The sequence below is a fragment of the Mesorhizobium sp. C395A genome (assembly GCF_030323205.1).
Lineage (GTDB): Bacteria > Pseudomonadota > Alphaproteobacteria > Rhizobiales > Rhizobiaceae > Mesorhizobium.
In genome coordinates this window covers 866,920-881,106 of sequence record NZ_CP100473.1, presented here as the reverse complement: position 1 = coordinate 881,106, position 14,187 = coordinate 866,920, and the positions used below count along the sequence as shown (strand labels likewise).

The window sequence follows — 14,187 nt, the reverse complement described above, 5'->3', positions numbered from 1 at the left end:
ACTCCCCCTCCGGTGCCGCACCTTGCTCATCATGCGGCCGCCGCAGCGAAACAAATAGTGCAAAACTGCGCCCACGAAAGTGGGCGCGATCACGCAGCCAAATTCACTTCAATTCGACCCATACCGGCGCGTGGTCGCTGGCGCCGTCCTCACCTCTGACATCGCGGTCGATGCCGGCAGCAGTGAGGCGGCGCGCCAGTTTCTTCGACAGCAAGATGTGGTCGAGCCGCAGCCCGGCATCGCGCGGCCAGCGATTGCGGCGGTAGTCCCAGAATGTGTAGAGCGTTTCCTTCGGATGCTTCTTGCGCAGCGCATCGGTCCAGCCCTGCTCGAGCAGACGCTGGAATGACGCCCGGCTTTCTGGCTGCACCAGCGCGTTGTCGTCATAGGAGCGGGTGGCGTAGATGTCGCGCGGCTCGGGCACGATGTTGTAGTCGCCGACCAGCGCCACCGGCAGGCTGGTGTCGAACAGTTCTGCGGCATGCGCCTCCAGCCGCGCGTGCCACGCCAGCTTGTACTGGAATTTCGGCCCCGGCTGCGGGTTACCGTTGGGCGCGTAGAGACAGGCGATGACGACGCCCGACACCGCCGCCTCGATGTAGCGGCTCTGCTTGTCGGCGGTATCGCCGGGCAGTTCGTCACGGGTCAGCACCGGCTCGGCTCCTCGCGCCAGTATGGCTACGCCGTTCCAGGTCGGCTCGCCCTTCCACACCGCGCCATAGCCGGCGTCGGCCAGTGCCGTGCGCGGAAACTGCAGGTCGCGCGCCTTCAGCTCCTGCAGGCAGACGACATCGGGCTTGGCTGCCGCCAGCCACGCCAGCAGGTTTTGCAGCCGGCTGTTGACGTTGTTGATATTGAAGGTGGCGATTTTCATTTGGCGATCAGGAAACGATCCGCCCTGTCCACGCCTTCACCGTCCCGGCCAGCGTCTTCAAATGATCGGCGGTCGAAAACCCCGACACGCTCTTGCGCGGCTTCAGGTCGTGGTCGCCATCCTCCAGCCAGATCACCTCGATGGCTTTGGAAAGGCCGTAGGTCGCGACCTCTTCTTTCGTGCCGAACTCGTCGCGGGTGCCCTGGAAGATCAGCGTCGGCGTCTTGAGGTCGGCGAGATGTTTTGTCCTGAGTTGCTCGGGCTTGGCCGGCGGATGAAAGGGATAGCCGAGGCAGACGAGGCCCGAAATCTCGCCCTTGGCGAACATCTCGTCGGCGACCATCGAGGCGACGCGCCCGCCCATCGACTTGCCGCCGATGATGAGCGGCCCGGTGACGCCCCTCGCCCTCAGATCGGCGATGGCCTTTATGTATTCCGGGTTGACCGTCTCGGCGCGCGGCGGCGGCTTGCGCTGGCCATAGCGTCGCGCCGCCATATAGTGGAATTCGAAGCGCGCAACCTGGAAGCCGGCTGTGGCGAGCGCCTTGGCGGTGTCGGTCATCGAGGGGGAATCCATCGACGCGCCGGCGCCGTGGGCCAGCAGGATGGTGAGGGGGGCTGTGTCAAAGCCGTCGAAGAGGAAGGTGGTCATGGGGTGCGCTGCCGGTAAAGGCCGAGTTCCTTCGCTCCCCCCTCTGTCCTGCCGGACATCTCCCCCTCAAGGGGGAGATTGGCAGTTTCAGCGCCTCACGGACCTCGCGACGATAGTGATTGGCGAAAGCGATGGCGACACCCAATCTCCCCCCTTGAGGGGGAGATGGCCGGCAGGCCAGAGGGGGTGCTCGCGCGCCAACATCTCACCCCGCCGTCCGCGCCGTCTGCAGATCCACGAACTGTATCCCCTTTTGCGCCATCCGCGCCCACTTGGACTCAGCATCAAGTTCGAGATAGCGCATCCAGTTCCGCCGGGCCTCAAGTAGATTCCCGGCGTCGAATTCCAGTCGGGCGAGGTTGAACACCGGATCGGCATAAGTCCTGTCGAGCGTGATCGCTTTTTGCAGATGGCGGCGCGCCGAAGGCACCTTGCCCTGCTCACTCATCAGGCCGGCGAGATTGAACCAGGCCTCGACGAAACCGGGATCGAGCTTGATTGCGCGGGCATAGTCATGCGCCGCGTCAGCTATACGGCCGGCGCCACGCAAGCAGTTGGCGCGGTTGAACGCGGCGATGGCGTCGCTCGGATCGATGCTGAGGCAGCGTTGGTAGAGCGCCGCGGCATCGTCGTGCCGGCCCTCCTCTTCCGCGCTTTCAGCCTCGGCGAACAATTCTTCCAGCGTGTCGTCGCCGGCTGCGCTTGCGCTGCCGAGATCGAACAGCAGCTGGCCGTCGAGTTCGCTCTGGCCATCCTCGAGATAGATCTGATCGGGCCGGCCATGCTGCGAGCCGACATTGAGCGATTTGGCGGTGAGCGAAGCGACCGGACCGGAGCGATGCACGGAGCGCGCGATCGCGCCCCAGGATGCACCGCCGGCGACCAGCCCGGCATATTTGCGGGCAAGGATCAGATCGCGGAACGAGTAGGGTTCACAATCGTGCTCGAAGGCGTCGAACAGGCTGAGCAGGTCGAGGTCGGCACCGGACAGTCTGGACTGGTCGACGAGAGACTGCCTGGACAGCGAAGACGCCTCCGGCGCCTTCATCAGACCAAGCAGGCGCAGGAAGCCATTTTCGCTAAGGAGTGTTCGGCCAGCGGAGCCCTCGGCTGCAACCCGGCGCTCGATCTCGGCATCGCCGCCCTTCGCCGTGCCGGCCTTGGCGATCAGCGTTCGGCCGAACACAACATGGCTGGTGCGCCTGGTGACGCCGCGCCGCAACTGGCCGTGCTGACGCTCCACCTCACGGGCCGCGAGCCGCAGCGGAAATGCCGCCAGCGCGCCGATGGCGCCGAAGACGGCGCTCGGGATTATACCGGTCGGCGCCGTCACCCCTTGCTCTTGGCGACGGCCTTGAGCAGATTGGCCTTCAACGGGTTTTCCTTGGCCGCACCCGCCTTACCCTTGGCGGCAGGTTTTTCAGCGTCGTCGGCCTTGCTCTTCGACTTGGCCGGCGGCTTGGCTGATTGCGACAGGCTCGCCTTCAACGCGTCCATGAGGTTGATGACATTGCCACGCTCGGGCGCCGCCGCAATGATCGGCTTATGGCCCTTCAGTTTCTCGCGGATCATCGTCATCAGCGCGATCTCGTAGCGGTCCTCATAATTCTTCGGATCGAAGGTGGTTTCCTTCTGCTTGATCAGCGCTTCGGCCAATTGCAGCATTTCGGGATCCGGCTTGCCAGCCGGGATGTTGCCGAAATATTCAGCCGTGCCGCGCACTTCGTTCGGGTTCCTCAACGTACACACGAACATGCCGTTCTCGCGCGCGCCGATCGTCACCACGCGCTCGCGGCTGGACAGGACAAGGCGGGCAATGGCCAGCTTGCCGGATTTGCGCATGGCTTCGCGCAGCACGGCAAAAGTTTCCTCCGCCATGGCGCCATCCGGCGCCATGTAGTACGGCGCATCCTGATAAATGACGTCGACCTCGTCTTCGTCGACGAAGGCCTCGATGTTCATCGTGTGATTGGATTCGATGCGCACTGCTTCGAGGTCGGCCTCATCGATGATGATGTACTGCTTGTCCTCGTATTCGTAACCCTTGACCAGGTCCGCGCGCTCGACGAGGCCGAGTTCAGGGTCGACCGGCTTCATGTTGATGCGGTTGTGGGTCTTCTTGTGCAATTGGTTGAACGATATGCGCTCGCTGGTCGTCGTTGCCGGATAGAGCCGGACCGGACAGCTGACGAGGCTGAGCTTGAGGTAACCTTTCCAACTTGCCCTGGGCGCCATGATACTCTCCTACGCGGCCACGCACTGACATTTCAGACTGAGCATGATCTTATCCGAAAACCGGTTCCCACGTTCGGGATCATGCTTACTGCAGCGCTTCGTCCAAAGGACGAATGGTGCTGCGGAAATCCTACACCGACCCCGCACGATACAGGCAAATCCCTAGCGAAATCTTCCAGTCGCCTTGGAGGTCCAAGGTCGAGAATAATTCAAATTGTCCGAAGCGTCGATGGACTTGGGTTCCTCGCCCCCATGAAATGGGGCGAGGAACCTTATTTAAACACCGGCAAATCTCTCGCGAAATCCTCCATGTCCGCCCAGGGATCGCCCGACGTCGCCAACAGCCCCGGCAAGGACGAATAGTTCAGATCCTGCGGCGCATCGATCGTCTCAAGGTCTGCCCAACTCACCGGCGTCGAGGCCGGCAGGTTGGTGCGAGCGCGCAGCGAATAAGGCGCCGCGGAGGTGTGGCCGCGGGCGTTGCGGTGATAGTCGATGAAGATGCGGCGCTTGCGGCTTTCCTTGCCCATTGTGGTGGTGAAAGTGTCGGGCGCGGTGGCCGCCAGAAGCGTGGAGATGGCGCTGGTCGCCTGGTGCAGCTTCTTCCAGTTCTGCTTTTGCGTCACCGGCACGGTTATGTGGATGCCGCTGCCGCCGGATGTCTTGGCGAACGGCACCAGGCCGAGCCGTTCCAGTTCGCCCTTTATGTGGACGGCGGCCTCGACCACTTCGCGCCAGGCGATGCCCTCACCCGGATCGAGATCGAAAACGATCTGGTCGGGCTTGTCGAGGCTCAAGCGATGCGTGCCCCAGGTGTGGAACTCGACGACGCCGAACTGCGCCAGTGCCAGATAACCTTTTGCTCCCTCGACCGACAGATAGGATTTGGTTTCACCTTCGGAGTTGGTGGCATCAAAAGTGACCACCGACGGCGGCATGCCGGTGAAGGCGTGGCGCTGGAAGAAGCAGTCCTTCGGCAGGCCCGTCGGGCAGCGCACCAGCGACACCGGGCGGCCCATGATATGCGGCAGCATGAAATCGCCGACCAGCGCGTAATAGACGGCGATGTCGAGTTTGGTCGGTCCGGTCTTGCCGAACAGCCGCCGCTCCGGATTGGTCACCCAGATGGTGGCGAGATCGGCTTCGGCGATCAGCCGCTTGCGCTTCGGCGACACCGGCGTCGACAGGCCGACATCCCTGAGGCCGCGAAATACACCGTGGCGCAGCGAATTGTCCGCCGTGCGGTTGGCGTAGTGGATGCGGGCCGACAGCATCGGCCGCACCCATTTCATCTCGCGCATGATCTCGCGCGGCACACCCTCGGGTGCTGTCGCGCCGTCGCGCAGCGGCTGCAGCCGGGCCAGCAAGTCGCCCGCCGTCGCGGCATCGAAGCCGGTGCCAACCTTGCCGCGATAGTGCAGTTCACCATCCGCGAATTCAGCCATGCCGATTGCCGCCAGTCCTTCGGCCGCGTCGGAAACGGTGTAGCCGGCGATGATGAAATCGCCGGTCTCCAGCGCCTTGACCTTGGTCCAGGTCTTGGTGCGGCCGCTCTGGTAGATGGCGTTGGCGCGCTTGGAGACGACGCCTTCCAGCCCAAGGATCGAGGCCTGATCGTAAAGCCCCTGCCCGTCGCCTTCGACATGGTCGCTCAGCTGGATGGCGGAGTTGGCGCCCTGCCCGGCTAGCAGTTCGGCGAGCAAGGCCTTGCGTCTTGCGAGCGGCGCCTTGCGGAGGTCCCAGCCGTCGAGATGCAGCAGGTCGAAGGCATAGAAATGGAGCTTGCTGCCCGCACCCGCCGACAGCGCATCCTGCAGCAGCGCGAAACGCGAGATGCCCTTCTCGTCCAGCACCATGATCTCGCCGTCGATGATCGCCTGGCTGAGCGGTAGCCGGGAAAAGGCTTGCGGCAGGTCGCCGTAACGCTTCGTCCAGTCGATGCCGCCGCGGGTGATCAACCTGACCTCGCCATCTCCGACATGCGCCATGGTACGATAGCCGTCGAATTTTATTTCATGCAGCCAGAGTTCACCTGTGTCTTCCACCGGCCCGCCCGGCGGTTTCGGCACCTGCGTGGCGAGCTGCGGCTCGATGCGCGACGGCGGATCGCCCCTGACCGCACCGGACAACGCGCCGGGTTTCAGCGCGCCGGGCTTGGGCGGCAGGCGGGCCGGCTTCCTCGGCGGCGCCACCAGCTCCTCGATCCGCTTGCCGGACTTCACGCTTTCCGGCCGCGCTTCCAGGATGTCGAGGCCGGTATCGGCGGCGAGATCGCGCTCCTTGAACAGCAGCCAGTTTTTCTTCTCGCTGTCTTCGCCGGGCTTGGGCTTCAGACGGGTCAGCATCCAGCCGCCATTCAACTTGTCGCCGGCCAGCCGGAACTTGAAGGCGCCGGTGCGCAGGCTCTTTGTCGACATCGTCCATCGGTGCCCAGGTGCCGGTGTCCCAGACGATCATCGGCCCGCCGCCATATTCGCCTTCGGGAATGACGCCCTCGAAGTCGATATATTCGAGCGGATGGTCCTCGGTCTCGACTGCGAGCCGCTTGTCGGCCGGGTTGAGCGAGGGCCCGCGCGGCACCGCCCAGCTTTTCAGCACGCCGCCGACCTGCAGGCGCAAATCGTAATGGTCGGCGGTGGCGTGATGCTTGTGGACGACGAAGCGGTTGCCGTCGCCTGAAATGACCCCGCCCGCCGGTTCCGGCGTCTTCGTAAATTCGCGCTTGGCGCGATAGGCCTTGAGTGTTGGCGGGGTTGGCATGGGTCAGGCGGGAGCGGCGGCGGCGGACGAACCTTCCCTGCGCAGCGTTCCTGCACAGTGCTGTCCCGCCAACATTTCAAATTTCCCAGCGCGGTGCGAAGGAACGGCGTTCACACTCAATCGTCGGTGGCCGGCGTCAGGTCTAGCTCGGCCGGGGACAGCCCTTGCTGGAGCTGGCTCAGCCGGAACTCGTCGACCCAGTAGGCCTCGCCGTCGACCAGCACGCGGGCCGAGTAGACGCCGCCGGAAAAGCTTTGCGCGGTGACGTAGACCTTGTGGCGGTCGAGCGCCTTGCGCACCGCGGCGCGCTTGGAATTCTGGCTGGTGACGGAACTGGCCATGGCTCACTCATACACAAGACCGCAAGACATGGCGGCGGCATAAGGATGCTGGAGATCGGCTGCTCTGTCAATTTTGACCGCCTGCTTCTGGCAGCGCTACGATCCGGCGGCAGCAAAAAACCGCTGCGCCTCGGCAGTGGGCTTTGCAATGGCGACGACAATATTCGGTTAGTGGTCCGAAGGAATTATGAGCGCGGTGACGCGCGAGAGCTGCTGACGCCGGTTCCGCGTCGGCTTCTCGTAGATCTACTTCATTGGTATCCCCATGGCCCCCAATGGCCGCCAGCAAAGGCGCTTGCGGCTGGGTTTTGTCAAGGGAAGCGCTGTTCTTCCGCCGAACAGCTATGGAAACTGGAGGAGCGGCCGCTATAGTTTTCCTCAGCCCCAAGGAGAACGGCAATGACCCTCAGCACCCGCAAACTCGGCAGCCAGGGGCTGCAGGTCTCGGTGATCGGCCTCGGCTGCATGGGCATGAGCCAGTCCTACGGCCCTGCCGACGAGGCGGAATCGATCGCCACCCTGCACCGAGCCATCGAACTCGGCTGTACCTTCCTCGACACGGCGGAAGTCTACGGCGCTTATGCCAATGAAGAACTGCTCGGGCGGGCGCTGAAGGGCCGGCGCGATGAGGTGACCCTTGCCACCAAATTCGGCTTCCGCATCGAAAACGGCAGACAGGTCGGCACGGAGCGTGACAGCCGGCCCGACCATATCCGCGAGGCGCTGGAGGGCTCGCTGAAGCGGCTCGGCACCGACCATATCGACCTTTACTACCAGCATCGCGTCGATCCGGCGGTGCCGATGGAAGACGTCGCCGGCACGGTCGGCCGGCTGGTTGCCGATGGCAAGGTGCGCTTCTTCGGCCTGTCGGAAGCGGGCGCGGCGAATATCGGCCGTGCGCATGCCGTGCACCCTGTCTCGGCGCTGCAGAGCGAGTATTCGCTTTGGGAGCGCAATCTGGAGCCGGAGATCATCCCGCTGCTCAAAAAGCTCGGCATCGGCCTGGTGCCGTTCGCGCCGCTCGGCCGCGGTTTCCTCGCCGGCGACGTCAAGCGCGCCGAGGATTATCCGGAAGGCGATTTCCGCCGCGGCGACCCCCGCTATCAGGGCGCCAACTACGACGCCAATGTCGCGGCTGCGGCTGCGGTGCAGGAGGTGGCCGCGGCCAAAGGGGCAAAGCCCGCACAGATCGCGCTGGCCTGGGTGCTCGGCAAGGGCGACGGTTTCGGCATTGACATCGTGCCGATCCCGGGGACAAAGCGGCGCAAGTATCTCGAAGAAAATGTTGCTGCGGCCGCGATCACGCTCGACGCGGCCGAGATAGCTGCGCTCGACGCAGCCCTTGCGCCGGGCAAGGTCTCAGGGCCGCGCTACAATGAGCGGGTGATGACAACGATCGACAGGTAGAGGCGTCTAAGCTGCCAATCTCCCCCCTCGTGGGGGAGATGCCTGGCAAGGCAGAGGGGGGCGCGAAGGATCGCCCGCATCAAGTATTCTGCGTAGAGGTTAGCTCAAAGATGTAAGTGAAATTGGCCAATGTCGGCGGGACAGCGCCCCCCTCTGTCCTGCCGGACATCTCCCCCACAAGGGGGGAGATTAGCAGTTTCAGCCCCTCGCCTCACCTTGCGTAATCGATTTTCCTTGGCTAGCATCCTCGGGTCGGCGCCGTGCGGAGGAGAACGTTGCGGCGGACCGGCTGGAGCGCCTCGCGTCCCCTCGGGGCGGTCACAGGACACTCCATTTTTGAATTGACGCAAGGACCGTCCCGAGCCGCTCCCGGTTTCGGGCTCCTGCGTTCATGTGGAGGATATCTGATGAACAGACGCGAATTCCTGTTGTCGACCGTGGCGACCGGCGCCATGGCGCTGGCCGCGCCCATGGCCTTTGCCGCCGACAAATTGACCATATTGGGCTCGGTGCCCAATCTCGGCTTTCCGTTCTTTGTGCACATGCTGAACGAGATCAAGGCGGAGGCGCAGGCGCAAGGCGTCAATCTGACCGAGAGCGACGGCCAGAACTCGGCGCCGAAGCAGACCGCCGACATCGAGGCCGCACTTGTGCAGAAGGTCAACGCCATCGTGATTTCGCCGCTTGACGTCAACGCGCTGGCGCCGGCGATCGAGGAAGCGGTCAAGGCCGGCGTTCCGGTGGTGACGATCGACCGCCGCGTCGACGGCGTCGAGGGCATTCTCGCCCATGTCGGCGCCGACAACGTCAAGGGTGGCGAAGCCGAGGCGCAGGCCATGGTGGCGGCGTTCCCGAACGGCGCCAAGCTGTTCCATTTGCAGGGCCAGCCGGGTGCCGGGCCCGCGATCGACCGCAACAAAGGCGTCCACAATGTGCTCGATCCGCTCAAGGACAAGTACCAGATCATCTTCGAGCAGACCGCTAATTTCGCCCGCGCCGAAGCGCTGTCGGTGACCGAGGCCGGGCTTGCCGCCAACGGCAAGCCGGACGCCATCATCTGCGCCAATGACGACATGGCGCTCGGCGCGCTCGAAGCCTGTGCCGCGCGCAACTTCACCGACGTCAAGATCTACGGCTTCGACGCGCTGCCGGAAGCGCTGGTCGCCGTGCGCGACGGCAAGCTCGCCGGCACGGTCGAGCAGTTCCCCGGCGAACAGTCGCGCAAGGCGGTGCAGATCGCGGTCGCCTTCGCCAGGGACAAGACCGAGCCGAAGGAGAAGCTGGTGCTGTTGACGCCGATCGTCATCGGCAAGGACAATCTCGACAAGGCGGAGAGGTTGAACGAGACGAAGTGAAAGTAGGGCCCATGACGGGTGGAGGTCGCGCTCTGTCGCGCCCCCCTCTGTCCTGCCGGACATCGCCCTCACTTGGGGGGAGATTGGCCGTCACGTCTGCTTTCGCCAATCGCCAACGTTATAGAAATAGTGCTGCCGGCAAAACTGCTGATCTCCCCCCGTGTGGGGGAGATGTCCGGCAGGACAGAGGGGGGCGCCGTCCCGCTGCCTATCGCAATCCGGGAGCAATGCTTGTCCGCCGTTGAACCCACCGCATCATCGCCCCCGCTCCTTTCCGTCGAAGGCGTGACCAAGCATTTTTCCGGCGTCACCGCGCTCATCGACGTTTCGCTCGAGGTGCGGCCCAGTGAGATCCTTGGCCTGCTCGGCGAGAACGGCGCCGGCAAGTCGACGCTGTTGAAAATCCTGTCCGGCGTGATGCCGCCGTCAAGCGGCCGCATCGTCTTCGACGGCGCCGACTACGCGCCGTCCAGTCCGCAGGATGCGAAGCGGCATGGCATCGTCACCATCTATCAGGAACTGAGCCTGATCCCGACGCTGACGGTTGCGGAAAACATTTTCATCGGCCGCGCGCCGCTCGGGCCGCTCGGGCTGGTCAGCTGGCGCAGGATGGAGGACGCCTCGCGCGCGATCATCGCCCGCGTCGGTCTCGACATCGATCCGGCGACGCCGGTGTCCTCGCTGTCGGTAGCCGAACAGCAGCTGGTCGAAATCGCCCGCGCTCTGTCGCTGGAAAGCCGCCTGATCATCATGGACGAGCCGACCTCGGCGCTGACCGAGACCGAGGTGCAGAAACTGATGTCGATCATGGACAGGCTGCGCAAGGACGGTGTCGCCATCATGTTCGTCACCCACCGGCTGGAAGAAGCGTCCGCCATTTGCGACCGCATGACCGTGCTGCGGGACGGCAGGCTGGCCGGTCATCTCGACCGCGACGGCCGGCCCATCCAGATTCCGAAGATCATCGAGAAGATGGTCGGCCGCGCCGCCTCCGAACTCTACGCGCGGCCGACGCAGCGCGACGTCGCCGGCGAGGTCCGGCTCTCGGTGCGAGGCTTGCGAACGGTGCGCGATCCGCTGGCGCCGCACGCCATCGTGCTCGAAGGCGTCGACCTCGATGTGAAGGCCGGCGAAATCCTCGGCGTTGCCGGTCTCGTCGGTTCCGGCCGCACCGAGCTTGCCCGCGCCATTTTCGGCGCCGACCGCATCGCGGCGGGTAACATCACGCTGGACGGCAAGCCGATCGCCCCGGCCTCCCCCGCCGACGCCATCAAACTCGGCATCGGGCTGGTGCCGGAAGACCGCAAGCACCAGGCGATCTTTGCAGCACTGGGCATTCTCAACAATTTCTCGATCGCCTCGCTCGGCCGCTACAGCAATGGGGCCGGCTTCATGGCCGAACGGCGCGAGCGCGAGGCGCTGGCCGGCTATCGCAAGGCACTGTCGATCCGCATGGCCTCGCCCGACCAGGCGATCGAGGGCCTGTCCGGCGGCAACCAGCAAAAAGTCATCCTGGCCCGCTGGCTGGCGCGCGACCCGAAAGTACTGATCGTCGACGAGCCGACGCGCGGCGTCGATGTCGGCGCCAAGGCCGAAGTGCACCAGATCCTGGTCCAGTTGGCTGCGCGCGGCATCGCCATCATGATGATCTCGTCGGAGCTGCCGGAGGTGCTGGCAGTGTCGGATCGCATCGTTACGATGCGGCGCGGCCGTATCACCGGCGAAATGCCGGGCATCGAAGCGACCGAGGAAAAACTGATGGAACTGATGGCGCTCGACCGCAAGCAGGACGCAACGCAATGACCAGCACCACCGAACAGACCCAGCGCAGCGGCATCAACATCGCGCGGCTTCTGATGAGTTTTGGGCCGCTGATGTTCCTGGCGGTGTTGATCGTCATCTTCACCGTGCTGAAGCCGAGCTTCATCGATCCAATCAACCTGTTCAACATTTTGAGGCAGATCTCGATCACCGGGCTGATCGCGCTCGGCATGACTTTCGTCATCCTCACTGCCGGCATCGACCTGTCGGTCGGCTCACTGCTCGCCTTCTGCGGCATGGTGGCGGCGGTGGTGGCCAAGGGCGGCACCGCCAACACGCTGTCGCTGTCGACCACGGGCACGCAAGGATATGGCTGGTTCGCCGCCTTGCTTGCCGCCGTCATCGTCGGGGCGCTGGCCGGCGGCGTCCAGGGCTTTGCCATCACCAGGCTGAAAGTGCCGCCCTTCGTCGTCACGCTGGGTGGTCTCACAGTGTTTCGCGGCCTGACGCTGACCATCTCCAATGGTGGACCGATCTCCGGTTTCGACGCCTCGATGCGCTGGTTCGGCACCGGGCTCATCGGACCGGTGCCGGTGCCGGCGATCATCTTCGCGGTGGCGGCCATCCTGTGCCACATCGTGCTGCGCTATACGCGCTACGGCCGCGCCGTCTATGCCGTCGGCGGCAATGCCGAGGCCGCGCGCCTTTCGGGCCTGCGCGTCGACCGCATTCTGATCTCGGTCTATGTCATCGTCGGCTTCTTCGCCGGGCTGGCGGCCTTCGTTTTGTCAGCACGGCTCAACTCCTCCGAAGCCGTAGCCGGCATCGGCTACGAACTTACGGTGATTTCCGCCGTGGTCATCGGCGGTACCTCGCTATTCGGCGGCATCGGCTCGGTCGGCGGCACGGTGGTGGGCGCAGCGCTGATCGGCGTGCTGCAGAACGGGCTGCAGTTCAACAATGTCTCGTCCTACACACAAAGCATCGTCATCGGCCTGATCCTGATCCTGGCCGTGGCCTTCGATCGTTGGCTGAAGTCGCGGGTAAGGCGGTAAGGGATCGGCCATGGTTCAGATCAGGGCGATGGCAGAGAACGATGTAGCGTCGGTATCGCGGCTGCTGGGAGAGTCTTGGCGGCGCACCTATTCGTCGATCCTGGGACCTGAAAATACCGCGCGGCTCTCGGACGACAAGCATGCGCCCGAGCGGCTGGCCGAGGAACTTGCGGACGACAACAAGATGTCGTTCGTGGCCGAACGGCCGGACGGTTCGATCGCCGGCTACGCGATGGCGGCGATGGACGATCGTGGCGATGTCCTGCTCGACCGGCTGCACATCGACAAGACAGAGTTCGGCAGCGGGCTCGCCACCGACCTGCTGCACGCGGTGCTTGTCGCGCATGCCGGCATCCCCAGCATTGCGCTGGAAGTGATCGAGGGCAACGACCGGGCGATCGCCTTCTATCGCAAGCACGGTTTCGAAGTGGTCGAGCGCCACACGGCCGCGCACGGCGTTGGCGGCCACGCCTCGCTGATCATGCGCCGGCTGCTGTCGAGAGCATGAAGTGAATGGGGAAACCGCGGTAGTCCGGACCCTACTGCCCTAACCCTGCGCCACCACCGCTTGCCGGCCGTCCTCATCGTCCGGCATATCGAGAATTTCGATCAGCCGCGCCACCTTCGTTCCCGGCAAGGGGCGACCCTCGTTGACCAGCGCCTCGTCGGCACCGAGCCAGGCGAACGCCTCGCGCAGTTCTTGAAGGGTGGCGCCGGTCAGCGCGATGTCGGCTATGACCGCCTCGTCTACCGGCCCCAACACCGAAATGATGTCGTCGCGTGTCATGGTCACCTCCATGCTAAGTGCCGGCAGGTCGTCGAGTTGACGCCGGGATCCGGCCATCCAGTCAACGGATTGCGAGCGAAAGCCGCCGACAAAGCAGAATCTGGGTCTTCTTTTCGACTAAGCAAGGTGAACGCGCGCCTTTTGCCGTCAAGCAGCCGAGTGCGGATCGATGCTGTAGAGATGCGCGGGATAGCCGGGACCGATGGCGTCGCGCACCCGGTCCGTCCAGGCGAGGACCGCCGGATAAGCCGCCAGCGCAAAGCCGCAATCTTCGGCACGGTGGCCGTAGGCATAGACAGCAATGTCGGCGATGGTGAGCGTGTCGCCGACAAGGAACGGCGTATCGTTCAGGCTGCGCTCCAGCGCTGCCAGCGTGCGGGCGCCGGCTTCGCGCTTGGCCGGAACCATCGCCTGGTTGCGCTCCAGCCTTCCGGCCAGCGTCCAGAAGCGCAGGGAGCCGATGACCGGCTCGACATGGTACTGTTCGAAGAACAGCCATTGCATAATTTTCGCGTTGACATAGCGATCCGCCGGCAGCAAGGGCGTGCCTTCGGCGAGATAAATGAGGATCGTATTCGATTCGGCGATCGCACGGCCATCCTCGAGTTCGAGCACAGGAACGGCGCCGGCCGGGTTGAGCTTCAGGAAAGCGTCGGTGTGGCTCTCGCCCTCGAAAATCGACACCAGGCGGCTTTCATAGGGGATGTTGAGCAGGCCGAGCACGACCCTCGCCTTCCAACCGTTTTGCGACGGCAGATAATCATGAAGCGTGAGCATGGCTGTCCTTTCACTGCGGTCGACGCCTGATTTGCACGGTGCCACGATCCCAGCCACCCGAATCCTGCAATGTGTACGCGCAGAATAAATAAACTATACGCATGTAAGGTTTTATTGACTTCGCCCTATGTGCGATTTACCCGATAAACATTTGTGCCGAACAACTGCGCGAGCAAGCAATCA

General features: G+C 64.0%; 12 protein-coding genes and 1 pseudogene. 5 read left to right on the top strand and 8 right to left on the bottom strand.

Annotation, left to right across the window (positions count from 1 at the left end; genetic code table 11):
* Window positions 1–103: 103 nt before the first annotated feature.
* From NLY37_RS04280 to NLY37_RS04255, 6 genes and pseudogenes are all read right to left on the bottom strand, one after another.
* Window positions 104–874 (bottom strand): exodeoxyribonuclease III, encoded by a 771-nt coding sequence (locus NLY37_RS04280; RefSeq protein WP_023735422.1) that lies wholly within the window; start codon window positions 872–874, stop codon window positions 104–106.
* A 7-nt stretch (window positions 875–881) separates the two neighbouring features.
* Window positions 882–1,526 carry an alpha/beta hydrolase family protein gene (locus tag NLY37_RS04275; protein WP_023742430.1) on the bottom strand — a complete coding sequence of 215 codons (645 nt, stop codon included), beginning with the start codon at window positions 1,524–1,526 and terminating at the stop codon, window positions 882–884.
* Window positions 1,527–1,731: 205 nt separating this feature from the next.
* Window positions 1,732–2,859 carry a tetratricopeptide repeat protein gene (locus tag NLY37_RS04270; RefSeq protein WP_023742429.1) on the bottom strand — a complete coding sequence of 376 codons (1,128 nt, stop codon included), beginning with the start codon at window positions 2,857–2,859 and terminating at the stop codon, window positions 1,732–1,734.
* Entirely contained in the window at window positions 2,856–3,761 is a 906-nt protein-coding gene (gene ku, locus NLY37_RS04265) for a non-homologous end joining protein Ku (protein ID WP_023742428.1), read from the bottom strand. The genes NLY37_RS04270 and ku overlap by 4 nt, the downstream gene beginning before the upstream one ends.
* 272 nt (window positions 3,762–4,033) lie before the next feature.
* Window positions 4,034–6,521 (bottom strand): annotated as a pseudogene (gene ligD / locus NLY37_RS04260) (DNA ligase D).
* Between the two features lie 116 nt (window positions 6,522–6,637).
* Complete coding sequence (locus NLY37_RS04255; RefSeq protein ID WP_023699154.1) at window positions 6,638–6,862, bottom strand: hypothetical protein; 225 nt, start codon at window positions 6,860–6,862, stop codon at window positions 6,638–6,640.
* A 399-nt stretch (window positions 6,863–7,261) separates the two neighbouring features.
* Between NLY37_RS04255 and NLY37_RS04250 the strand changes: the two genes are divergently transcribed.
* The 5 genes from NLY37_RS04250 (at window position 7,262) to NLY37_RS04230 (ending at window position 12,948) form a co-directional block, all read left to right on the top strand.
* Entirely contained in the window at window positions 7,262–8,269 is a 1,008-nt protein-coding gene (locus NLY37_RS04250) for an aldo/keto reductase (protein ID WP_023742427.1), read from the top strand.
* A gap of 407 nt (window positions 8,270–8,676) precedes the next feature.
* Window positions 8,677–9,624, top strand: coding sequence for a substrate-binding domain-containing protein (locus tag NLY37_RS04245; protein WP_023673481.1), 948 nt, complete (start codon window positions 8,677–8,679; stop codon window positions 9,622–9,624).
* A 171-nt stretch (window positions 9,625–9,795) separates the two neighbouring features.
* Window positions 9,796–11,427 carry a sugar ABC transporter ATP-binding protein gene (locus NLY37_RS04240; RefSeq protein WP_502882092.1) on the top strand — a complete coding sequence of 544 codons (1,632 nt, stop codon included), beginning with the start codon at window positions 9,796–9,798 and terminating at the stop codon, window positions 11,425–11,427.
* The gene (locus NLY37_RS04235) at window positions 11,424–12,440 is read left to right on the top strand and encodes an ABC transporter permease (protein ID WP_023673479.1); all 1,017 of its coding nucleotides are present in this window, start codon (window positions 11,424–11,426) and stop codon (window positions 12,438–12,440) included. The genes NLY37_RS04240 and NLY37_RS04235 overlap by 4 nt, the downstream gene beginning before the upstream one ends.
* Window positions 12,441–12,450: 10 nt before the next feature.
* Window positions 12,451–12,948, top strand: a complete 498-nt coding sequence (locus NLY37_RS04230) for a GNAT family N-acetyltransferase (protein ID WP_023699150.1) — start codon at window positions 12,451–12,453, stop codon at window positions 12,946–12,948.
* 39 nt (window positions 12,949–12,987) lie between these two features.
* Here the strand turns inward: NLY37_RS04230 and NLY37_RS04225 are convergent, their stop codons facing one another.
* Window positions 12,988–13,227 carry a hypothetical protein gene (locus NLY37_RS04225; protein WP_031253599.1) on the bottom strand — a complete coding sequence of 80 codons (240 nt, stop codon included), beginning with the start codon at window positions 13,225–13,227 and terminating at the stop codon, window positions 12,988–12,990.
* A 147-nt stretch (window positions 13,228–13,374) separates the two neighbouring features.
* Window positions 13,375–14,004 (bottom strand): glutathione S-transferase family protein, encoded by a 630-nt coding sequence (locus NLY37_RS04220; RefSeq protein WP_023742424.1) that lies wholly within the window; start codon window positions 14,002–14,004, stop codon window positions 13,375–13,377.
* Window positions 14,005–14,187 lie beyond the last annotated feature (183 nt).